The sequence below is a fragment of the Pseudomonas sp. 1152_12 genome (assembly GCF_052850675.1).
In genome coordinates, this window is the sequence record NZ_VXCW01000001.1 from 491,031 (window position 1) to 512,575 (window position 21,545).

General features: G+C 61.4%; 18 protein-coding genes. 14 read left to right on the forward strand and 4 right to left on the reverse strand.

From position 1 onward, the window contains the following. The first annotated feature begins 2 nt into the window (after nt 1-2). A complete protein-coding gene (locus tag FW764_RS02160; protein ID WP_446432536.1) occupies nt 3-770 on the forward strand; it encodes an SDR family oxidoreductase in 768 nt (255 codons plus the stop codon). Here the strand turns inward: FW764_RS02160 and FW764_RS02165 are convergent, their stop codons facing one another. Further along, nucleotides 771-1,214, reverse strand: coding sequence for a carboxymuconolactone decarboxylase family protein (locus tag FW764_RS02165; protein WP_446432537.1), 444 nt, complete (start codon nt 1,212-1,214; stop codon nt 771-773). A 154-nt stretch (nt 1,215-1,368) separates the two neighbouring features. Between FW764_RS02165 and pdxR the strand changes: the two genes are divergently transcribed. Both pdxR and FW764_RS02175 read left to right on the forward strand, forming a co-directional pair. Next, nucleotides 1,369-2,802, forward strand: coding sequence for a MocR-like pyridoxine biosynthesis transcription factor PdxR (gene pdxR, locus FW764_RS02170; RefSeq protein WP_446432538.1), 1,434 nt, complete (start codon nt 1,369-1,371; stop codon nt 2,800-2,802). Between the two features lie 84 nt (nt 2,803-2,886). Continuing rightward, on the forward strand, nt 2,887-3,288 hold the full coding sequence (locus FW764_RS02175; RefSeq protein ID WP_446432539.1) for a cupin domain-containing protein: 402 nt from the start codon (nt 2,887-2,889) through the stop codon (nt 3,286-3,288). A gap of 46 nt (nt 3,289-3,334) precedes the next feature. Here the strand turns inward: FW764_RS02175 and FW764_RS02180 are convergent, their stop codons facing one another. Beyond that, nucleotides 3,335-3,964, reverse strand: a complete 630-nt coding sequence (locus tag FW764_RS02180) for a DNA-3-methyladenine glycosylase I (protein WP_446432540.1) — start codon at nt 3,962-3,964, stop codon at nt 3,335-3,337. Between the two features lie 217 nt (nt 3,965-4,181). Between FW764_RS02180 and FW764_RS02185 the strand changes: the two genes are divergently transcribed. The 3 genes from FW764_RS02185 to FW764_RS02195 all read left to right on the forward strand — a co-directional run bounded on the left by FW764_RS02185 (nt 4,182) and on the right by FW764_RS02195 (nt 7,078). Next, nucleotides 4,182-5,507, forward strand: a complete 1,326-nt coding sequence (locus tag FW764_RS02185; RefSeq protein WP_446432628.1) for a C4-dicarboxylate transporter DctA — start codon at nt 4,182-4,184, stop codon at nt 5,505-5,507. A gap of 165 nt (nt 5,508-5,672) precedes the next feature. Next, on the forward strand, nt 5,673-6,374 hold the full coding sequence (locus FW764_RS02190) for a FadR/GntR family transcriptional regulator (protein ID WP_446432541.1): 702 nt from the start codon (nt 5,673-5,675) through the stop codon (nt 6,372-6,374). A gap of 17 nt (nt 6,375-6,391) precedes the next feature. Beyond that, on the forward strand, nt 6,392-7,078 hold the full coding sequence (locus tag FW764_RS02195; RefSeq protein ID WP_446432542.1) for a GntR family transcriptional regulator: 687 nt from the start codon (nt 6,392-6,394) through the stop codon (nt 7,076-7,078). 30 nt (nt 7,079-7,108) lie between these two features. Here FW764_RS02195 and FW764_RS02200 read toward each other — a convergent pair whose 3' ends face one another. Beyond that, nucleotides 7,109-7,687 carry an LOG family protein gene (locus FW764_RS02200; RefSeq protein WP_446432543.1) on the reverse strand — a complete coding sequence of 193 codons (579 nt, stop codon included), beginning with the start codon at nt 7,685-7,687 and terminating at the stop codon, nt 7,109-7,111. Nucleotides 7,688-7,821: 134 nt separating this feature from the next. On the opposite strand from FW764_RS02200, the gene FW764_RS02205 reads away from it, so the two are divergent. Next, the gene (locus FW764_RS02205; RefSeq protein WP_446432544.1) at nt 7,822-8,484 is read left to right on the forward strand and encodes a hypothetical protein; all 663 of its coding nucleotides are present in this window, start codon (nt 7,822-7,824) and stop codon (nt 8,482-8,484) included. A 200-nt stretch (nt 8,485-8,684) separates the two neighbouring features. Here FW764_RS02205 and FW764_RS02210 read toward each other — a convergent pair whose 3' ends face one another. Beyond that, a complete protein-coding gene (locus FW764_RS02210) occupies nt 8,685-13,553 on the reverse strand; it encodes an NAD-glutamate dehydrogenase (protein WP_446432545.1) in 4,869 nt (1,622 codons plus the stop codon). 493 nt (nt 13,554-14,046) lie between these two features. Here FW764_RS02210 and FW764_RS02215 point away from each other — a divergent pair, with 493 nt between their 5' ends. The 7 genes from FW764_RS02215 to FW764_RS02245 all read left to right on the forward strand — a co-directional run bounded on the left by FW764_RS02215 (nt 14,047) and on the right by FW764_RS02245 (nt 21,461). Beyond that, nucleotides 14,047-14,400 carry a hypothetical protein gene (locus FW764_RS02215; protein WP_446432546.1) on the forward strand — a complete coding sequence of 118 codons (354 nt, stop codon included), beginning with the start codon at nt 14,047-14,049 and terminating at the stop codon, nt 14,398-14,400. Between the two features lie 218 nt (nt 14,401-14,618). Next, entirely contained in the window at nt 14,619-15,578 is a 960-nt protein-coding gene (locus FW764_RS02220) for an AAA family ATPase (protein WP_017739127.1), read from the forward strand. Between the two features lie 5 nt (nt 15,579-15,583). Next, complete coding sequence (locus FW764_RS02225) at nt 15,584-16,516, forward strand: DUF58 domain-containing protein (protein WP_446432547.1); 933 nt, start codon at nt 15,584-15,586, stop codon at nt 16,514-16,516. Beyond that, nucleotides 16,513-17,007 (forward strand): DUF4381 domain-containing protein, encoded by a 495-nt coding sequence (locus FW764_RS02230; RefSeq protein ID WP_446432548.1) that lies wholly within the window; start codon nt 16,513-16,515, stop codon nt 17,005-17,007. The genes FW764_RS02225 and FW764_RS02230 overlap by 4 nt, the downstream gene beginning before the upstream one ends. Beyond that, nucleotides 17,000-18,088: a vWA domain-containing protein gene (locus FW764_RS02235; RefSeq protein ID WP_446432549.1), complete on the forward strand. Its 1,089-nt coding sequence runs from the start codon at nt 17,000-17,002 to the stop codon at nt 18,086-18,088. Before FW764_RS02230 ends, FW764_RS02235 begins: the two co-directional genes overlap by 8 nt. Further along, the gene (locus FW764_RS02240; RefSeq protein WP_446432550.1) at nt 18,085-19,824 is read left to right on the forward strand and encodes a tetratricopeptide repeat protein; all 1,740 of its coding nucleotides are present in this window, start codon (nt 18,085-18,087) and stop codon (nt 19,822-19,824) included. Before FW764_RS02235 ends, FW764_RS02240 begins: the two co-directional genes overlap by 4 nt. Beyond that, a complete protein-coding gene (locus FW764_RS02245) occupies nt 19,821-21,461 on the forward strand; it encodes a BatD family protein (protein WP_446432551.1) in 1,641 nt (546 codons plus the stop codon). The genes FW764_RS02240 and FW764_RS02245 overlap by 4 nt, the downstream gene beginning before the upstream one ends. The last annotated feature ends 84 nt before the right edge of the window (nt 21,462-21,545 follow it).

Genomic DNA, 21,545 nt, shown 5'->3' on the forward strand with positions numbered 1-21,545 from the left:
TTATGTCCAAGACCCACCTGTTCGACCTCGACGGCAAGGTTGCCTTTGTGTCCGGCGCCAGCCGTGGTATCGGTGAAGCGATTGCCAAGCTGCTGGCCCAACAAGGCGCCCACGTGATCGTCTCCAGCCGCAAGCTCGAAGGCTGCCAGCACGTGGCTGACGCGATCATCGCCGACGGCGGCAAGGCGACCGCCATTGCCTGTCATATCGGCGAAATGGAGCAGATCACCCAAGTGTTCGCCGACATCCGCGAACAGTTCGGCCGCCTGGATATCCTGGTCAACAATGCCGCGACCAACCCGCAATTCTGCAACGTGCTGGACACCGACCTGGGCGCATTCCAGAAGACCGTTGACGTGAATATCCGCGGTTACTTCTTCATGTCGGTGGAAGCCGGCAAGCTGATGCGCGACAACGGCGGCGGCAGCATCATCAACGTCGCGTCGATCAACGGAATTTCCCCGGGCGTGTTCCAAGGCATCTACTCGGTGACCAAGGCTGCCGTGATCAATATGACCAAGGTATTCGCCAAGGAGTGCGCGGCGTTTGGCATTCGCTGCAACGCCCTGCTGCCGGGCCTGACCGACACCAAGTTCGCCTCGGCGCTGGTCAAGAACGACGCGATCCTGAAAATGGCCTTGGCGCAGATCCCGCTCAAGCGCGTCGCCGACCCTAGCGAAATGGCCGGTGCGGTGTTGTTCTTGGCCAGTGACGCATCGAGCTACACCACCGGTGTGTCGCTGAATGTGGACGGCGGCTTCCTGTCCTGATCACGCATTCGGCGGTTGCTGGCGAAAGCTCACCGCCAGGCGGTTCCAGCCACTGATGCTGGACACCGCCATGGTCAGGTCCACGAGTTCCTGTTCACTGAACTGCGCGCGCACCGTCGCGTAGAGTTCATCCGAGACGCTTGAAGTCGGCAGCTTCGCTACCGACTCGCTCCAGGCCAAGGCGGCCTTCTCCCGCGCGGTAAAAAACGGCGAATCACGCCACACACACACTGCAAATAAGCGTCGCTCGGTCTCGCCTCGCTGGCGTGCAGCCATCGAGTGCATGTCGGTGCAGAACCCGCAGTGGTTGAGTTGCGACACGCGGATCTTGACCAATTCCAACAACGGCTTTTCGATGGACAGGTCAAAGGTCGCCGCCTCAAGCATCAACATGCCTTTAAGCGCTTGCGGTGAGGCAGTGTAGTAATCCAGACGCGGTTCCATGGGCGGTTCTCGGGCGGGGTAGGTCATCACGTCCCAGCCTAGGGGCCTCACGCCATAAGCTCTATAGCCAATCAAGCGGTTTATGCGCAGACCATTTTGAGTGCGCCACACGAGCGCGTAATCTGGGCGCAGAGTGTGTGCCTCAGGAAAAGATATGGAACTGCACGTAGTCATCAACGGCCGCAAAGACCTGGCTGAACAACTGTACCAGCAGTTGCGTGAAGCCATTGCGTCCGGGCGCCTGGCCGCCGGCGCGCAGCTGCCGCCGAGCCGGTTGCTGGCCGAGCAAATCGGTGTATCACGCAAGACCGTGTCCGACACCTACGCCACCCTCACCTACGAAGGCCTGTTGGTGGGCAAGACTGGCCGTGGCACCTTCGTCAACGCCAACACGCCAGCCACCCAACGCCTGCAAACCGCCACCGACCTGGCCTGCGCCGCCAACCTGAGCAAATGGGCGACGCTGCCCTCCCCCATGCGCCACCCCACGCGCGACAGTACCCTGCGCTATGAATTTATCGGCGGCGCCACCACGCGCAATCAATTCCCGCAGGATGAATGGCGACGCTGTACCCAGGATGCGTTGCGCCGTATCGCCCGTGACAGCGGCTTCTACAGCCAGCCTGAAGGCTTGCCGGCATTGCGCGAAGCGATCGCCGGGCACATCGCCTTTTCCCGTGGGGTGAAAGGCCGTGCCGACGACATCGTGGTCACCAATGGCGCGCAACAGGCGCTGGATTTGATCGCCCGCGTGGTATTGGAACCGGGCACCACAGTGGCCATGGAAGACCCCGGCTACAGCCCGGCGCGCCAGTTGTTCATGGCCATGGGCGCCAACGTTGCCGGCGTGCCCGTTGACGAACAGGGCATTCAGGTCGACAAGATCCCCAATGGCACGCGGCTGATCTACGTGACGCCCTCTCACCAGTTCCCTCTCGGCATGCCCATGAGCCTGTCGCGCCGCGAAGCCTTGCTGGCGCGCGCATTCGAGCTGGGGGCGATTATCATCGAGGACGACTACGACAGCGAATTCCGCTACGCAGGCCGCCCTACCGACTCGCTTCAAAGCATGGACACGCGCGGTATCGTGACCTATGTGGGGACCTTCTCCAAAACCCTGCTGCCGGAGTTGCGCCTGGGTTATGCGGTACTGCCGCCAGCTATTTACGGCGCCGTGCTGAAGGCCAAGCAATTGACCGACCAACACAGCTCCACACTGCCACAATGGGCGCTGGCCAAGTTCATTAGCGAAGGCTACCTGCTCAAGCATATCCGCCGCTGTCACACGGTGTACGCCGGGCGCCGCGAACGCATCCTGCAGCGCCTGGCGGGTGACTTGTCGCCGTGGTTTGAAGCGGTGCCCACTGAAGCGGGGTTTCACATGGCGGCGCTATGTAAGGTGGCGGTGAATATCCCGTTGCTGATGGCGTTGGCGCGGCGGATGGAGGTGGGGCTTTACCCGGTGGATGTGTTCTTCCATGACACACCCGTTCGGCACGGTTTGATCATCGGTTTTGGTGCCATCGAGTTGCTGGACATCGACCCGGCGCTGGACAGGGTGCGCGATATTCTGCAACAGATTGGCTAGCAGGTTTTCCAATGGATTGGTCATTGGTGGCCTGCCGCCTGCGGCGTAGGGTGATGAGGTCTCGATTACTGCGCAAACCTCATCATGAAACCACTGCTCGCTGCCACCCTGATGCTCGCCTCACTCGGCGCCTTTGCCCATGAACCAGTGTACAACCAAGAATCCATCAAGGTGCTGCAAGCGCATGCCTTGACCAATGTGCCAGGCAAGAAAACCATCATGCTCACCGTTGATTACGCGCCGGGCCAGGCCACCGCGCCCCATAGCCACACCGGCACGGCCGTGGCGTATGTGCTGCAAGGCCAGGTTACGTCGCGGGTCAATGATGAGAAGGCGATTACCTACAACGTGGGTGAGTCGTTCTATGAACCGGCCGGTTCGCGGCACTTTGAATCGAGCAATGCCAGCCAGACTGAACCGGCCAAGCTGCTGGTAGTGATGGTGCTGGATGATAAGGCTGAGGTGCTGACGCCGCTTAAACAATAATTCGCCACGTTGCTGAACACGTGTGGGAGCGGGTTCAGCCAATCATTCAGGGGCGTTTGAACTGGCGGCGGAGGTCTTCGATGTGCGCTCGGCAAACGCAACCTTCCAAATGATCATTGACCATGCCCATCGCCTGCATCAGCGCGTACATCGTGGTCGGGCCAACAAAGGTCCAGCCACGTTTCTTCAACGCCTTCGACAACCGTACCGAAGCCGGGGACGTCGGATTACCGGTCCAGTACGCCATGTCCACCACCGCCGGGCGCTCCTCATCACTCGGCTCAAACGCCCATATCCACCGTGCCAGCGAGCCGGTTTCTTCCACCAGCTCACACGCCCTGCGCGCATTGTTAATGGTGGACACAATCTTCGCCCGATTGCGAACAATGCCGGGATCATTCATCAAGCGCTCTATATCCGCCTCGCCGTACTGCGCCACACGGCGAAAATCGAAGCCCTCGAACGCCACTCGAAACTGTTCGCGCTTGCGCAAGATAGTGATCCACGCCATACCCGCCTGAAACCCCTCCAGGCAGATTTTCTCGTACAGCTGGATATCGTCGGCCACCGGCACGCCCCACTCGTGGTCATGGTAACGCGGGTACTCCGCCGCCGCTGTGCGCCAAGTGCAGTGGGTGCGCCCTGTTACATCCGTGGTCAATCCAGGTTCGTCCATCCATCACCTCGCCAATCTTGCCGTGGATGATAAGCGAAAAATTTTCCAACCCGCCAACCGCTCAAGCATCGACCTTACCGACCAACTGGTCAGACCGGGACCTAGGCACCGTCCAATATTTACTTGTGATTTGAAAAAAACCCAGCGTAGACTGGCCGCGCACTGGACTTACCGGTAAGACCACAACAATTAAGCCCTGGAACCACCAGGGCACCGAATAGAGATCCCTCCCATGCTCAGATGGTGCTCGCGTTCGATTTTCCTGCAAGTCGTGATTGGCCTGATGCTCGGCATAGCCTGCGGCCTGGCCCTTCCCGAATTCTCCTCGCAACTCAAACCCCTGGGTGACGGCTTTATCAAGCTGATCAAAATGCTGATTGGCCTGATTGTGTTCTGCGTGGTGGTCAGCGGTATTTCCGGCGCCGGCGACTTGAAGAAAGTTGGGCGCATTGGCCTCAAGTCGGTGATTTACTTTGAAGTGTTGACCACCGTCGCCTTGGTGATCGGCCTGATCATGGCCTTCAGCACCGGAATCGGCCAAGGCGCAAATATCCATCTGGAACAGCTGTCGTCCGCCGGTTTGAACGAACTGGCCGACAAGGGTCAACATATTCGCGGTACCAGCCAGTTCCTGATGGAGCTGATCCCCAATTCGGTGATCGGCGCCTTTGCTGACAACAACGTGCTGCAAGTACTGCTGTTCTCAGTACTATTCGGTAGCGCGCTGAACCTGGTGGGTGAAGCGGCCAGCGGCATCTCGCGGCTGATCAATGAATTGAGCCATGTGATCTTCCGCATCATGGGCATGATCGTGCGCCTGGCGCCGATTGGCGTATTCGGTGCTATCGCGTTCACCACCAGCACCTACGGCCTGGACTCGCTGCAACACCTGGGCAGCCTGGTGGGGCTTTTCTACCTGACCTGCTTTGCCTTCGTGGCGGTGATCCTCGGGCTGGTGATGCGCCTGTCGGGCCTGCGCATGTTGCCACTGCTCAAGTACCTGCGCGAAGAGCTACTGATCGTGATGGGCACCGCGTCGTCCGACGCGGTGTTGCCGCAGATCATGCGTAAACTCGAGCACCTGGGCATTGGCAGCTCCACCGTGGGCCTGGTGATCCCTACCGGCTACTCGTTCAACCTCGACGGTTTTTCCATCTACCTGACCCTGGCCATCGTGTTTATCGCCAACGCCACCGGTACGCCGCTGTCAATGACCGACTTGCTGACCATCCTGCTGGTGTCGCTGATTACCTCCAAAGGCGCGCATGGGATTCCAGGCTCGGCGCTGGTGATCCTGGCAGCGACCCTCACCGCCATCCCGGCGATTCCGGTGGTGGGTCTAGTGCTGGTATTGGCGGTGGACTGGTTCATGGGCATCGGCCGCGCACTGACCAACCTGATCGGCAACTGTGTCGCTACCGTGGCCATTGCCCGCTGGGAAAAAGACATCGATATTCAGCGCGCCAACAAGGTGCTAGACGGTCAGCAGGGCTATGCCTTCCAGGCCAAGAAGCCGGTGTTGCCGGCACATCAGGAGTTCTGACCCATTCTATGCGCGACACAGGTCAAATGTGGGGCTTGCCCCCGATAGCGGCGCATCAGGTCCAGATTGATTAACTGACATAGCGCTTTCGGGAACACACCCGCTCCCACATTTTGGCTGTCGCAGGGTTCACTACAACATTCGCCCCCTCAAGGAGCCATCGACGTGATCAGCACCTCAACCGTCGTCAATTCAGTCGTAGAAAAACTGCGCGCCGCCCTGGCGCGCGGCCAATGGCGGCGTGGCGAAATGCTGCCCGGCCAGCGTGAACTGGCCGAACAGATGGGCATCAGCCGCCCCAGCTTGCGCGAAGCGGTGATCGTGCTGGAAACCCTCGGCCTCGTGCGCTCGATGCCCGGCAAGGGCGTGGTAGTGCTGGAAACCCGTCTCAGCGAAGCGCAATCGACCGACGCTGTGGCCGAGGCCAGCCTCGAAGACATCCTGCAACTGCGCTACACCCTTGAGCCGTTTATCGTCGGCTTGGTCGCCCAAACCATCAGCAGCAAGGAAGTCGGCCAACTGCGTCTGACGCTGATGGACATGCGCGAAGCCCTTGACGCGGGCGACGCCGAAGCGGGCATGAACGCCTACATCGGCTTCCATGAGGCGTTGTTTGCGCTGACCTCCAATCCAATCTTTCAGAACGTGGTGCAACAGACCAGCAACGCCCTCAAGCAAAGCGCTCAGGTACTGCGCAACTCGCCCGAACATTTGGCGCAACGCTTACAGGAAAACGAAGCCGTGGTACGCGCGGTCCGCAATAAAAACAGCGCCCTGGCCAGTGCCGAGATGCGCCGGCACATCCTCCAAGAAGGGCTGCGCATGGGCATTCGCTTGAACATCCCGGACGACCACCTGAGCAGCTGATTTTTTGGAGACCGGCCATGACCGCCCATGCCCTGCAACGCAACCCCATCCTCCCTGCCCTGCGTCGGGTGTCCGGCAAAAAGCCCGCGGTGGATGACATCTACCCACGCTTGTTCGACGCCATCCTCGAACAACGCATCGCCCCCTCCAGCCGGTTTACCGAAGAAAGCCTGGGCGAAATCTTTGGTGTGAGCCGCAGCGTGATTCGCCGGGTATTGGCCAAACTGTCGCACCAGCAAGTGATCATCCTGCGCCCCAACCAGCGCGCCCAAGTGGCGGCGCCGGATGCCCAGCAAACCCGGCAGATTCTGGAAGCGCGGCGTTTGACCGAAATCACCGTGGTGCAGCTGGCCTGTGCCCAGGCCACACCAACGCAGATCCGTCAGTTACGCGAGTTGATCGCCCGGGAACGTGAGTGCATTGAGCGCGACCAGCGCGGGCCGGCGATTCGTCTGTCCGGGGAGTTTCACCTGCAATTGGCCGCGATGGCGCGTAACGTGCCCTTGGCGCAGTTCCTCAACAGCCTGGTGCCATTGACCTCGCTGATCATTGCCCAGTACGAGGCGCAAGCCTGTACGTACTGTGCGTGGCAGGAGCATGTGGCGATTGTGGATGCGCTGGAACAACGCGATGTGAGCAGCGCGATCCGCCTGATGACCCAGCACTTGGATCACCTGGAAGCAAAACTGCTGAAACTCAACTAACGGTCACTACCGCGCCGGTGTTTTGCACCATCAGGTGTCTTCTCGCTTGATCCACTTGGGCACGTTGGGCGCCTGATAACTCAGCACCGCGGCCAGCAAACGCTCGACGTTCGGTTCAACGATAAGCATGTCGCGATGCACAGGCTTTAAAAACGCCTCACTGACAACCGTCTCGAGGAACGTGGCCAGGCCGTCGTAAAAGCCGTTGATATTCAGCAAGGCGCAAGGTTTTGCGTGCTGCCCCAGTTGCGCCCAGGTCCACACCTCAAACAACTCTTCAAACGTACCGATGCCGCCGGGCAACGCGATAAAGCCGTCGGACAGCTCAGCCATCAGCGCCTTGCGCTCATGCATGGAGCTGACGATTCGCAGGTCTTGCAAGCCGCTGTGGGCCAGTTCTTTCTCGGCCAGGAACCCCGGCATCACACCGATCACTTCACCGCCACTGGCCAGCGCGGCGTCGGCCACCGCGCCCATCAAGCCAACCGAGGCACCACCGTAGACCACACCGATACCCGCCTTGGCCAGCGCTTGACCCAGTTGGGCAGCCATTTGCGAATACACCGGCAACCGACCCGGGCTTGAACCCGAGAAAATACAAAGTCGCATACATCCTCGCTTGATCTGGTTGTGTTGGAGCACAGCCGTGATTAAACCACGCTCAGACCTTTGCGTAATGACTGACAGATAAAATGGCCGCCACTCTGCAGAATAGGGTCATTCCATGGAGCCCTCGACGACGAATGACTCTTCCTTTCAGCAAGCCTTACACGCGGATTAATGCCTCTATGAAAACCCTCAGCTTTGCACTGCTCGCCACACTTTTCATTCCAACGCTCACTGCGTATGCGCACGCCGATGACGACGCAATCATCACGCCTGCGCACCCTGTGTGGTTGATTGAGCGTCCCGACACCGACAGCCCGATGCTGACCACCGCACGGACGTTTGGTGACAGCGCTTACGACGACTTCCACACTAAGGCCAGCCTGGAAATCAGCTGTCACCCGCGAAGCCCAACGGCCGGGCTGGCGCTGCAAATAGCGCCGCAAATGCTGGGTTTTGACACTGATCCATTTGAAGGCCCAGACGCCAATGCAAGTGGGCCGCTGCGCATCACCACGGGCACACGCACGGCCATCGAGCTTGCGGTCAATGGCGTTTGGACCTACGCCGGGTCTTTCCAGATCGGCACTATCTATGCGCTCAACAGCCAGGTGCCGCGCGACGAACTGGCCTACTGGGCCAGCGATGCCTCACGGGGCCAGACACTGAAGCTTGTGTTGGCACCCGCCATCGCAGGCGGCAAGCCGCTGACGGCAGTGTTCACATTGCCGGCAAACAACAACGGACTGAAAAAAGCCCTCCAGCCTTGCCTGAATAATGCCAGTGCGGCTGCACGCTAACGTTTGAGGTCGGACCCCGTGTGGCTTGCCTGCGACAGCGGTGGGCCAGCTTGCCCTTCTTTTCACTCAGAGACCGCTATCGCAGCGGCGCGGCTACACGACAAGCCAGCGCCCACAGTTGATCCCGTTGTTTGATAAATCGTGCTCCAACAAAAAGCCCCCGTATCTGACGATACGGGGGCTTTGGTTTTACTGCCTGATCAAGCCGGCTGCAGCACCGACTGACCACTCAACGCCAGGTCCAGCAACTCACGGTTGGCGACCGCGTACATGGCGTAGTCCGTGCCGACGGCGGCACGAATTTCCACCATCATTGCGCGCCAGCGATCGGCCATGTCCTGATGCTGCTCAAGCCACAGGGCCACGCGGGCTTCCATGTCGTGTGGCGCGTCGGCCATTTGCAGTACCGAAATGGTGATCGCTCGTTGCTGCCAGTCCACGTCGTCGCGGAAGGCTTCGCGGGCCGCGGCTTGCCAGTTGTTGGCCACCGGCAGATCGCTGATCTGCTGCAGGTACCACGGCAAGTCGAGGGCGCTGCCGACGGCGAAGTAGGCCTTGGCCACTTCGGCAGCGTCATGCCCGGTCACGTCAGCGGCTTCGATGATCGGCAGCAAGGTGTACAGGTGAGTAGTGCCTGCAACCATGCGCGCCAACAACTCCGGCACACCGGCTTCGGTGTAGGCCTGGTAGCGGTTCTGCCAGCCTTCGCGGGTCGGACCTTCCAGAAGTTCGTCAAGCTTAAGACCCAACGCCGCAAGGTGCGGACCGAAGTGCGCGGTGTCACGGCCAGCGTCCTGCTCGTTGCGACGGCTGCGCAGGAACCAGCGCGTAGCGCGGCGGCCCAGACGCATCAGCTCGTCCATCAGCTCCAGTTGCACGTCGGCGGAGACCAGGTGGTCCAGGGCTTCAATCTGACGGAACCAGTGCGGGAGATGGAAGATGTCACGCACGATCACATACGCGCCCGCTACGTTCGCCGGGCTCATGCCGGTCGACTCTTTGAGTCGCTGCACGAACGTGATGCCCATGTGGTTGACCAGGTCGTTGGCGATCTGGGTGCTGACGATCTCACGCTTGAGGCGGTGGCGACGCATGGCTTCGCCGAACTTGGCCACCAGGCTCGGCGGGAACGCGGTCTCCATGTCGCGGGTCAGGTAGTCGTCATCCGGCACCTGCGACTTGAGCAAGGCTTCCTTGAGGTCGATCTTGCTGTACGAGATCAGCACCGACAGTTCCGGACGGGTCAGGCCCTTGCCAGTAGAGGCACGCTCGGTGAGCTGCTCCTCGGTCGGCAGGTACTCAATGGCGCGGTCCAGTTTGCCACGGCCTTCCAGGTCGCTCATCAGGCGCTTGTACTCGGCGGCACGCTCATAGGCCTTGCGCGCGGCCAGGGACAACGCCTGGGTCTGCTTGTAGTTGTTGCCCAACACCAGATGGCCGACTTCGTCGGTCATGCTCGCCAGCAGTTGGTTGCGCTGCTTGTCGGTCATGTCACCGGCCTGCACCACTTCATTGAGCAGGATCTTGATGTTTACTTCGTGGTCGGAGCAGTCCACGCCACCGGCGTTGTCGATGAAGTCGGTGTTGGAACCGCCACCATTGAGGCCGAATTCCACACGACCCAGCTGGGTCATGCCGAGGTTACCGCCCTCGCCCACGACCTTGCAGCGCAGCTCGTTGCCGTTGACGCGCAACGCGTCGTTGGCCTTGTCGCCCACGTCGGCATGGCTTTCGGTGCTGGCCTTGACGTAAGTACCGATGCCGCCGTTCCACAACAGGTCCACTGGTGCCTTGAGCAAGGCGTTCAGCAGTTCGGTCGGGGTCAGCTTATCGGCCCGGATATCGAAGCGCTCTTTCATCTGTGGTGAGATGGCAATGCTCTTCGCGCTGCGCGAGAAGATGCCGCCGCCTTCAGACATGATGCTGGTGTCATAGTCGGTCCATGCCGAACGCGGCAGCTCGAACATGCGCTGGCGCTCGACGAAGCTGGTCGCCGGGTTCGGGTTTGGATCGATGAAGATGTGCAGGTGGTTAAAGGCCGCGACCAGTTGCAGCTTGTCGGACATGAGCAAGCCGTTACCGAACACGTCACCGGCCATATCGCCGACGCCCACCACGGTGATGCTGTCTTCCTGCACGTTGATGCCGCGCTCACGGAAGTGACGCTGCACACCGACCCACGCGCCCTTGGCAGTGATGCCCATTTTCTTGTGGTCGTAACCGGCGGAACCACCGGAAGCGAACGCGTCGCCCAGCCAGAAGCCGTAGTCGATGGCGATGCCGTTGGCGATGTCGGAGAAGGTCGCCGTGCCCTTGTCCGCTGCGACTACCAGGTAGGGGTCATCGTCGTCATGGCGCACGACGTTGGCCGGTGGCACCAGGGCGCCGTCTTTGAGGTTGTCGGTAATGTCCAACAGGCCGGAAATGAAGATGCGGTAGCAGGCGATGCCCTCGGCCGCGATCTCGTCGCGGGTGCCGCCCAATGGCAGGCGACGCGGCAGGAAGCCGCCTTTGGCGCCCACAGGCACGATCACCGAGTTTTTCACTTGCTGGGCTTTTACCAGGCCGAGCACTTCGGTACGGAAATCTTCTTCACGGTCTGACCAGCGCAGGCCACCACGCGCCACGTTGCCGAAGCGCAGGTGCACGCCTTCAACACGCGGCGAGTAAACGAAGATTTCAAACTTCGGCACCGGCTTAGGCAGCTCAGGAATCGCGCGCGGGTCGAACTTGAAGCTGAAGTACGACTTGTTCTGGCCGTTGGCATCGGTCTGGTAGAAGTTGGTACGCAGTGTGGCCTTGATCAGGTCCAGGTAGCGACGCAGGATGCGGTCTTCGTTGAGCACCTGAACGTCGTCCAGGGCGGTGAGGATCGCTTGTTCCAGGCGTTGCTGCTTGTCTTCCAGGTCATCGGCGGTGAGCTTGCGCGCCAGGTAGAAGCGGGTCTTGAACAACCGGGTCAACTCGCGAGCGATGTCGGTGTGGTTGTTCAGGGTGCTGGCGATATAACCCAGGTCAAAGCCCAGGCGGATCTGCTTCAGATAACGCGCGTAAGCACGCAGCAGCGCCACGTCGCGCCATGGCAGGCCGGCGGTCAGTACCAGACGGTTAAACGCATCGTTCTCGGCATCGCCGTGGACGATGTGCACGAACGCATCTTGCAGAGTGTCGTTGAGCTGCTGGATGTCCAGGTTCACGCCTTCGGCGGCGATGAACGCGAAATCATGAATCCAGAACTCGCGCCCATTGGCGTGACGCAGGCGGTACGGGAATTCACCCAGCACGCGCAGGCCGAGGTTTTCCAGAATCGGCAGCACGTCGGACAGTGCCAGCGGCGTGTCGGCGTGGTAGAGCTTGCAATGCAGCTCGCGCTGGCCGGAGATCTGACCCAGCGGCTGGTAGAAGCTCATCACCAGAGGGTTGGTTTCGGTCAGGCTGTTGAGGTGTTGCATGTCGACCACGGCCGAGTGCGCGGCAAAACGCTCGCGGTAGCCGGCCGGGAAGCCTTTCGGGAAGTCTGCCAGCACGTTGGTGCCGTGGGCTTCGCCGAAGCTTTCAACCACAAGGCTGGAGTAGTCGTCCTGCCAGCTGCGGCAAGCCTGCACCACTTCTTTTTCCAGCTGCAGCGTGTCGATGTCCAGGCGGTTCTTGGGGTCAACCCGCAGAATCAGCTGCACACGGGCCAGCACGGACTCGGAGAAGAAGGTCCAGAATTCGCAATCCGAGGCTTTCAGGCGATCCATCAGCACTTGCTGGATCTTCTGGCGCACTTCGGTGGAATAGATGTCGCGCGGCACGTAGGCCAGGCAGTAGCAGAAACGACCGTACGGGTCTTTGCGCAGGAACACGCGAATCTTGTTGCGCTCCTGGATCTGCACGATCGACATCACGGTGCTGAACAACTCGTCGACCGGGGTCTGGAACAGGTCATCACGCGGCAGTACTTCAACCACCTGGGCAAGCTCTTTGCCCAAGTGAGCTTTAGGCTGGAAGCCTGAACGACGTTCGATTTCCGCCACTTTGCGACGGATATACGGAATCACCCGCACGCTTTCGCCGTACACCGAAGAGGTGTAGAGGCCCATGAAGCGGTGTTCTTTGATGACTTTGCCGTCGGCGCTGATCTCGCGGATCGACACATAGTCAGGATAAGCCGGGCGATGCACGCGGCTTGGGTGCGCGGCTTTGGCGAACGACAGCACAGCCGGCTCGTTCAGGTAGGCCACGGCGTAGTCTTCGATGCGCAGGTCCTCGGCAGTGAGGCCGGCACGCAGCAGCTTGGTCAGACCGAGGAAGGAATTGGCGTCATATTCGATATGGCCGCCGTCCTTGTCGTCACGTACCACGAATTCTTCATAGCCGAGGAAGGTGAAGTGGTTGCCCACCAGCCATTCCAGGAAGTTCTTGATCTCGGCTTTTTCTTCGCCGTCGATGCTGAACTGGCTCGCGTCGATGCCGTCCAGCAGTTCCTGGACCTTGGCCTTCATCGGTTCGAAATCAGCCACGGCCACGCGCACTTCGCCGAGCACCTGCTCAAGCTCTTTGCTCAGCACGCTCAGTTCGGCGGCATTAGCGCAGCGATCGATTTCCAGGTACATCAGCGATTCTTGCTGGATGCCTTCGCCCTGGGTGCCTTTGGGCAGGACTTCCAGCAGTTCGCCTTTCTTGCCGCGACGTACGCTGAGCACGGTGGTTTGCAAGGTATGAATGCTGTAGCCACGGCGGTTCAGCTCGGTACGCACCGAGTCCACCAGGAAGGGCAGGTCATGGTGCAGCACTTCGACCGCGGTGTGGGTCGACTGCCAGCCGTGACGTTCGTAATCGGGGTTATAGACCCGTACTTGCGATTGGGTGTGATCAAAGCGCTCAAGCAGGCGCCAGGCAGACAAGGTGCAACCGGCCAGGTCGGACAGGCGACGTTGGGTCAGTTCGTCCAGGGAAATAATGCCGAAAAATTGTTCAGCGAACAGCGCCACTTGTGGCAGTGCCTGTTCACTGATGTGCTGCGCCAGTGCCGCTTGCAGTTGATGCTGGAAGTCGGCCTTGCTGGCTGCGGTGAAGAACGCCATCTGTGGTACTCCGCTTGGGCTTGTTATTGATGGAAGCGTCGCGTGTTATCCCCTTGCGGGGAGACCGTCAGCGCTGTTCGTCGATACGGGTCAATAAGTACCATAAACGAATCAGGGTGACAGGTGGGTGAAGCTGGACAAGACAATGAGGTCACATACAACTTCCATAAGATGTGCGCGATGTAGGGCGACGGTACGACGGGCAGGTCAGACTCCCGGCACAGGGCACATCCGTTGCGCAGCTTAACGAGTGTAGGAAGACAGCTGCTTGCGATGCTGCGACATATTCGGTCATCGGCACGCAGGCTTGGGGTTGCGACTTGAGCAACCCAGTTTTTTCCGCAGAAAAACCGGCGAATTTCAAGCCTGCGAGTACCGAAAATGACTGGTATTGCCCATCAGGTCATGCATTGGGTCTGACATACGATGCAGCACAAAATTCGCCGCAATGGCACAATTGCCTCGCTGTGCCCTCCCCCAGACAGGATTTCTCATGCTGCAACTGAACACTGACGCACTGATGGCCACCCCGTGCGACGACGAAGAAGACAACATGGCCATGCTCTGCTGTCACGGTAAGAACGGCGAGATGTTCATGCTCACCCGTTACCCGGATGAAGATGAGGTTGAGCTCACTTGGGATTACGAGCCGTCGACCTTGGATGGGCTGAAGGTCACCTTGAGTGACACCACACTGCTGATCGAGCTGGCAGCGGGCGATGCGGATGCGTTGGGGGGCAAGGATCAGCTTCAGATTACCCATGCCACCGCTGTGTCGGACTTGGCTGAGGTTGAAGAAACTTTGCAGAATATTCTCAAGGGCACGGGGACGTTCACCCGCGCATGACGCCTTGTGGCGAGCCTGCTCGCCACAGAGAAAGCTCACTGCCACAGGAAGCACGCGCAATCAGCCTATTTTGTGCAGCCCACACAATATTCCTACAAGTTTTCCAAAAAATACCCCGCGCGCCGTTAGTCGCTACACCCCTCGATGCATTAAAGTAAGCCCCCCAGGCCCGGTGTTTTTTCTCAACGCCCGGCCAATCTCTCCAGGAACCGTCATCGATGGAACATCGTGAAGCGCTGCTCGCGCTGCGAACTTTTCTTTCTACGCAGATTCTCGGCCAGGAAAAACTCATCGATCGCCTGCTGATCGCGCTGCTCGCCGACGGCCACATGCTGGTCGAAGGCGCACCAGGGCTGGCCAAGACCAAGGCCATCAAAGAGTTGGCCGAAGGCATTGAAGCGCAGTTCCATCGTATCCAGTTCACCCCCGACCTGTTGCCCGCCGACATCACCGGCACCGAGATCTATCGCCCGGAAACCGGCAGCTTCGTATTCCAACAAGGGCCGATCTTCCACAACCTGGTGCTGGCGGACGAAATCAACCGCGCACCAGCCAAGGTGCAGTCGGCATTGCTCGAAGCCATGGCCGAACGCCAGGTCAGCGTCGGACGCAGTACTTACGAGTTGTCGCCGCTGTTTCTGGTGATGGCCACGCAGAACCCCATCGAGCAGGAAGGCACCTATCCGCTGCCCGAAGCCCAGCTCGACCGCTTCCTGATGCACGTCAAGATCGGCTTCCCCGACGCCGCCGTCGAACGGCGCATCCTGCAACAGGCCCGTGGCGAAGCGCTCAACGGCGAAACCAAGCCCGAGCGCCGCGTCAGCCAGCAGGCCATCTTTGCGGCGCGCAAGGAAATCCTCGGTTTGTACATGGCCGACGCGGTGGAGGAGTACTTGGTTCAGTTGGTAATGGCCACGCGCACCCCGGCCAAGTTCGACCCGGAGATGGCCGAGTGGATCGCCTACGGCGCCAGTCCACGCGGCTCCATTGCCCTAGACCGTTGCGCCCGCGCCCACGCCTGGCTGGCCGGTCGCGACTTTGTGAGCCCGGAAGACATCCAGGCGGTGCTGTTCGACGTGCTGCGCCACCGCATCATTCTGTCATTTGAGGCCGAAGCCGCCGGTATTGACCAGGACCGCGTGGTGCAACGCATTCTCGACGTCGTTGCCGTCGCTTGAACCCCATGAACGCAAGCGATGGAATCCGCGTCACCCTCAGCGAATTGATTGAGATGCGCCACCGCGTGCGCGAAGTGCAGCTGTTTTCCACGCCGAGCCAGCGCAGCCCGCTGATTGGCTTGCACCACTCCAAGTTGCGCGGTCGTGGTGTGGATTTCGACCAGGTGCGCGTGTACCAGGCTGGCGACGATGTGCGCACCATTGACTGGCGCGTGACGGCACGCACCCAGGAGCCGCACACCAAGCTGTTCCACGAAGAACGCGAGCGGCCGATTTTCATCATGGTGGAGCAAAGCTGCCGGCTGTTTTTCGGCTCCGGCCAGATGTTCAAGTCGGTGCTCGCCGCGCAAGCCGCCAGCCTGATCGGTTGGGCGGCGCTGGGGCATAACGACCGGGTCGGGGGGCTGGTGTTTGGCGACAACGAGCACTACGAAATCAAGCCTCGGCGCAGCAAGCAAAGCCTGCTGCAACTGCTCAACCGCCTGGTGCGTGTCAACGAGAGCCTGAATACCGAGAGCCGCCCCGAAGCCGATGCCCTGGGCATGGCGCTGCGCCGTGGCCGTGAAGTGCTGCGCCCTGGCAGCCTGGTGATCGTGATTTGCGACGAGCGCGCGCTGACCGAAGGCGCCGAGCAACAACTGAGCTTGCTGTCGCGACATTGCGACCTGCTGCTGTTGCCAATTTCCGACCCGCTGGACCACGCACTGCCCGCGGCCGGGCTATTACGTTTCGCGGAAAGAGGCGCGCAGTTGGAACTGGACACGCTGAGTTTCGACTTGCGCCAAGCCTACAAGGCCCAGGCCGAAGCGCGCATCGCCCGCTGGGAATTGCTCGCGCAGAAACTGCGGATCCTGCTGATGCCATTGAGCACACAAAGCGAAATGGTCGAGCAACTGCGCGAATACCTCAACCCGCAACGCCCGGTTAAAAAGCAATGAGCAGCCTCGACCAACTGCAACCGCTGATCGCCCCGCCGCCCATCGGCTTCTGGCCGCCTGCGCCGGGTTGGTGGCTGTTGCTGCTGATGATTGCGCTGCTCAGCTGGGGCTTGTGGTCCTTACGACGCTTCCTGCCCACGCGCCGCCCCGTGGCTCGTGCCGAACAACCGTTGGATCCGCTGCGCATCGCCGCCCTGGCCGAACTGGCCTTGATGCCCAAACCTTACGACGGTGCACCCGCCGGCGCCTGGCTGCAACAAGTCAATGGCCTGCTCAAACGCCTGTGCCGAAACGACTACCCCTACAGCCAGAGCCACACCCTCAATGGGCGTAAATGGCTGGCGTTCCTCGACAACCGTTGCCCGGCCGCCGGCCTCACGCGCTGGATGGTGCTGGTCGAAGGCGCCTACAAACCCGAATGCAAACTCGACGACAAAGCCATCGCTGGTCTGACCCAAGCCGTCGACACCTGGATTCGCAAGCATGTTTGAGTTCGCCTGGCCGTGGATCTTCGCCCTGTTGCCATTGCCCTGGTTGATGCGGCTTATCTTGCCGGTGGCCGACAGCGGTGAGCCAGCGTTAAAAGTCAGCTACCTCGCCGACCTCGAAGGCTTGGCCCGACGGCGCGCGCGCGTCAACCTGCCTGGATGGCGTCAGCAGGCACCCTTTGTGGTGTTGTGGCTGCTGCTACTCACCGCGGCGGCCCGCCCGGAATGGCTCGGCGAACCCTTGCCGATTGCCGCCAGTGGCCGCGATTTGCTGGTCGCCGTGGACGTCTCCGGCTCCATGGACTTCCCCGACATGCACTGGCAGGACGAAGACGTCAGCCGCCTGAGCCTGGTGCAACACCTGCTCGGCGACTTTTTGGAAAGCCGTGAAGGCGACCGCGTCGGCCTGATCCTGTTTGGCAGCCAGGCCTACCTGCAAGCCCCGCTGACCTTCGACCGGCGCACCGTGCGCAGTTGGCTGGACGAAGCGCGCATCGGCATTGCGGGCAAGAACACCGCCATCGGCGATGCAATTGGCCTGGCCCTGAAACGCCTGCGTCAGCGCCCGGCACAAAGCCGCGTACTGATCCTGGTCACCGACGGCGCCAACAACGCCGGGCGGATCGACCCACTGACTGCCGCACGCCTGGCCGCTGAAGAAGGTGTAAAGATCTACCCGATCGGCATTGGCGCCGATCCGGAGCAAACCGGTTCCCTGGGCATTCTTGGCGTCAACCCGAGCCTGGACCTCGACGAACCGGCCTTGAAAGCCCTCGCGGGCGCCACCGGCGGCCGCTACTTCCGGGCCCGCGACGGCGACGAATTGCAGAAGATCAAGCAAACCCTCGACCAGCTTGAACCCGTAGCCCAGCAACCGACCCAAGCCCGCCCGGCGCAGGCGCTGTACAGCGCGCCATTGGCCCTCGCGCTGATCCTGAGCATGTTGCTGGTGATCCAGGAACGCTGGCCCAACAACGCGCTGCAGCGCTTGTTTAACAAACTCTCGACCCAGGGCAACTTCCTGCAACAGCACCCTGAATGGCGTCAGCGCCTCAAACGCCTGCGTTTGCGGAGGCGTCGATGATCGACCTGTGGCCGCACTGGTTCCGTCCTTGGTGGCTGTTGCTGTTGCCGCTGCTCGGCTGGCTGCTGTGGCAGCTGTGGCATCGGCAAAAGCGTGCCGGGCGCTGGCAGATGATTTTGCCGCCGGCCTTTCACGCGGTGTTGCTCAGTGGCGGCAGTGGTCGCGAAAGCAAATCGCCATGGGTGGTGCTCGGCATCGCCTGGCTGCTGGCCGTGCTGGCCTTGCTCGGCCCCAGTTGGCAGCGCGTGGAGCAATCCAGCCAGAAACCCGCCGACCCGCTGGTGGTGCTGCTGGAACTGACCCCGGAGATGCTCGCCACCGACAGCCCGCCCAATCGCCTGGAGCAGGCACGACGCAAGCTGTATGACTTGCTGCAAGCGCGCGCCGACGCACCGACCGCCATCATCGTGTATGCCGGCAGCGCCCACACGCTGGTGCCGCTGTCGGATGACCTGGCCACCAGCCGAAACCTGCTCGAAGCCCTGCGCCCCTCGATCATGCCCGAGCCCGGCCATCGCGCCGACCTCGCCGTGGAGAAAGCCCTGGGCTTGCTTAAGCAAGGCGGCCTCGGCCAGGGGCGCTTGTTGCTGGTCGGCTCCTCGCTGTCGAAACAGGAACGCCAGGGCATCCGCCTGCAGTTGCAAGGCGCGCAGGCGCCGACCTTGTCGATCCTCGGTATCGGCAGCCGCGAAGGCACACCGGTGACCCAGGAAAGCGGCGAGTTCCTCAAGGACGAACAGGGCGCGATCCTGGTGCCACGCCTCGACAGCCCGACCCTCAAGGCCTTCGCCAGCGAAATGGGCGGCCGCTACCGCTCCGCGCGCCTGGACGACAAGGACTTGCGCCAACTCAACCTGCTCGATGGCCCGCAAACCCTGCGCAACGACGGCCAACTGCTGCACCTCGACAGTTGGGCCGACCAGGGTTATTGGCTACTGCTGCCGCTGTTGCTGCTCGCCGCCTGCGCCGGGCGCCGGGGCTGGCTGTTCTGCCTGCCGTTGCTGCTATTGGGCGCGCCGCAGCCCAGCTATGCCTTCGACTTCCAAGACCTGTGGCTGCGTCCCGATCAGCAGGGCCAGTACCTGCTGAAGAAAAAGCGCCCGGCCGAGGCCGCCGAACACTTCGAAAACCCGCAGTGGCAAGGCGTTGCCCTGTATGAGGCGGGCAATTACGCCGAGGCGATCAAGCGCTTTGCGCTGAGCAATGACGCCTATTCCCACTACAATCGCGGCAATGCCCTGGCCAAGTCCGGCGAACTGGAAGCCGCCATCGACGCCTACGAACAGGCACTGGAAGCCCAGCCCGACCTGCAACCGGCGCTGAAAAACAAAGCCTTGGTGGAAAGCCTGATGCAGCAACAAGCTCAGCCTGACCCCGCCAAACCCGAAAAAAACGAGGATGACGAAACCACCCAACCCGGCCAAACTGCGCAACCGGGCACGAGCGGGCAAAGTGCTTCGGGCGGCGAACACTCGTCCCAAGGCCAGGGCGAGGCCAGCACGAGCGATACTCAAACCGGCGGCACGCCCAAAGCCGGCAGCAACGACGTACCGGGCAGCGAACTGGGCGATGAACACACCACCACCCCGCCGCTGCGCCCCGCCGATGCGAACATTGACGGCGAGCACCGCCAAGCGTTGGAGCAATGGCTGCAGGAGATCCCGGACAACCCCGGCGAACTGCTGCGGCGCAAATTCTGGTACGAACAGCAACAACATCAGGACAAGACTCGATGAGCCGCCGCACCACCCTTTTGCTCCTGCTCGCGTTAACGGCAGGCCACGCCCAGGCGGCGAACCTGGCCGCCAGCGTCGACCGCAGCCGCCTCAATTCCGGGGAAACGGTGGAGCTGACGGTGCAATCCAGCGACGTCACGCAGTTCGGCAAACCCGACCTGTCGCCCCTGGATGCGCAATTCGAAGTCAGCGGCACACGCCAGATCAACCAACTCACCACCCTGGGCGGCGATAACCACGCTACCACGCGCTGGATCATTACCCTGCTGCCCAAGGAAAACGGCACCGTGGTGATTCCACCGCTGCAAGTGGGCGAGCTCAAGACCCAGCCCATCAGCCTGCAAGTGGTTGAAACCGCCAGCCAGAACACCAGCGCCGAACTGGCGCCGGTGTTCATCGAAAGCAACCTCGACCAGACCAGCGTGTACGTGCAGGCCCAGGTATTGTTGACCGTGCGCGTGTACCACTCGGTTTCGCTGTACGACGACAGCAGCCTCACGCCGCTGCAGATTCCCGATGCACGCATCGAGCAGTTGGGCGAGTCGCGCACCTACGAAAAAGTCATCAACAGCATTCGCCATGGCGTGATCGAAACCCGCTACGCGATCTACCCGCAGCACAGCGGCGCCTTGGTGATTCCGGCACAAACCTTCAGCGCTACGCTGGTGGAATCGCGCCCGCCCCAGGAGAACACGCTGCAGGGCACCAAGCCGGGCAAGCTGATCCACGTCAGCTCCGCCGAGCTGCCACTGATCGTCAAGCCCAAGCCGGCAATGTACCCCGCCGACGCCCCTTGGATACCGGCACGCAGCCTGACCCTGACGCAAGCCTGGAACCCGGAGCCTGAGCACGTACAAGTCGGCGACTCGTTGACCCGCAGCCTCACAGTCAAGGCCGAAGGCCTGTCCAGCGCGCAACTGCCGGCCCTGCCCAGCACCGACATCAACGGCCTGCGCCGCTACCCCGACCAGCCGGTGCTCGCCAACCAGAACAACGACCACGGCCTGACGGGCAGCCGCGAAGACCGCGAAGCCTTGGTGCCGACCCGCGCCGGCGCCGTCGAACTGCCGGCCGTGGAAGTGGTGTGGTGGAACACCCACGAAGACCACCTCGAACGCACCACCCTGCCCGCGCGCACCCTGCAAGTGGCGACCAACCCGAGCCTGGTGGTGGACACCCCCGCCACGCCAACCGTGATTACAGCACCGGACGATGACCGCCTGTGGCTGTGGCAACTGAGCACGCTGATCTTCGCCTGTACCACGCTGCTGGGCTTTGGCCTGTGGTGGCGTGCGCGCCGGCAACCGGCCGTGCAGCGCGCCGCGCAGACTGGCCCGAGCCCGCGCAGCCTGCTCGACGACCTCAAGCGCGCCACCCAGGCCAACGACCCGCAAGCCACGCGCCAGGCCCTGGACGCCTGGGCGCGGCAACAGCCGGAAACATTGGCGGACATGGCGGCGCGGTTTGTGCCGTTGTCGGATGCGCTGGATGGATTGAATGGCGCGCTGTATAGCGAGAGTGGGCATTTCTGGTTGGGTGAAGACCTGTGGCGTGCGGTCAAGGCCATTCCGGTTGCCGAGCGCGTACAGGACCCGGCGACGGATACCACCAGCTTGCCGCCGTTGTATCCGAAATAATCGTGGGGTTGCGGTCCAGATTGCGAAAACGCCTGAAAATCGCACTGCACTTTGGATCCATCGGATGTTAATATGCCACCATCT

What these genes read in the sequence shown, in the direction of transcription:
- FW764_RS02165 (WP_446432537.1), bottom strand. Translation starts at nt 1,214, where the DNA reads ATGGAACCGCGTCTGGATTACTACACTGCCTCACCGCAAGCGCTTAAA.
- FW764_RS02200 (WP_446432543.1), bottom strand. Translation starts at nt 7,687, where the DNA reads ATGCGACTTTGTATTTTCTCGGGTTCAAGCCCGGGTCGGTTGCCGGTG.
- FW764_RS02180 (WP_446432540.1), bottom strand. Translation starts at nt 3,964, where the DNA reads ATGGACGAACCTGGATTGACCACGGATGTAACAGGGCGCACCCACTGC.
- FW764_RS02245 (WP_446432551.1), top strand. Translation starts at nt 19,821, where the DNA reads ATGAGCCGCCGCACCACCCTTTTGCTCCTGCTCGCGTTAACGGCAGGC.
- FW764_RS02240 (WP_446432550.1), top strand. Translation starts at nt 18,085, where the DNA reads ATGATCGACCTGTGGCCGCACTGGTTCCGTCCTTGGTGGCTGTTGCTG.
- FW764_RS02220 (WP_017739127.1), top strand. Translation starts at nt 14,619, where the DNA reads ATGGAACATCGTGAAGCGCTGCTCGCGCTGCGAACTTTTCTTTCTACG.
- FW764_RS02195 (WP_446432542.1), top strand. Translation starts at nt 6,392, where the DNA reads ATGACCGCCCATGCCCTGCAACGCAACCCCATCCTCCCTGCCCTGCGT.
- FW764_RS02205 (WP_446432544.1), top strand. Translation starts at nt 7,822, where the DNA reads ATGACTCTTCCTTTCAGCAAGCCTTACACGCGGATTAATGCCTCTATG.
- FW764_RS02235 (WP_446432549.1), top strand. Translation starts at nt 17,000, where the DNA reads ATGTTTGAGTTCGCCTGGCCGTGGATCTTCGCCCTGTTGCCATTGCCC.
- FW764_RS02225 (WP_446432547.1), top strand. Translation starts at nt 15,584, where the DNA reads ATGAACGCAAGCGATGGAATCCGCGTCACCCTCAGCGAATTGATTGAG.
- FW764_RS02230 (WP_446432548.1), top strand. Translation starts at nt 16,513, where the DNA reads ATGAGCAGCCTCGACCAACTGCAACCGCTGATCGCCCCGCCGCCCATC.
- FW764_RS02160 (WP_446432536.1), top strand. Translation starts at nt 3, where the DNA reads ATGTCCAAGACCCACCTGTTCGACCTCGACGGCAAGGTTGCCTTTGTG.
- pdxR (WP_446432538.1), top strand. Translation starts at nt 1,369, where the DNA reads ATGGAACTGCACGTAGTCATCAACGGCCGCAAAGACCTGGCTGAACAA.
- FW764_RS02215 (WP_446432546.1), top strand. Translation starts at nt 14,047, where the DNA reads ATGCTGCAACTGAACACTGACGCACTGATGGCCACCCCGTGCGACGAC.
- FW764_RS02210 (WP_446432545.1), bottom strand. Translation starts at nt 13,553, where the DNA reads ATGGCGTTCTTCACCGCAGCCAGCAAGGCCGACTTCCAGCATCAACTG.
- FW764_RS02175 (WP_446432539.1), top strand. Translation starts at nt 2,887, where the DNA reads ATGAAACCACTGCTCGCTGCCACCCTGATGCTCGCCTCACTCGGCGCC.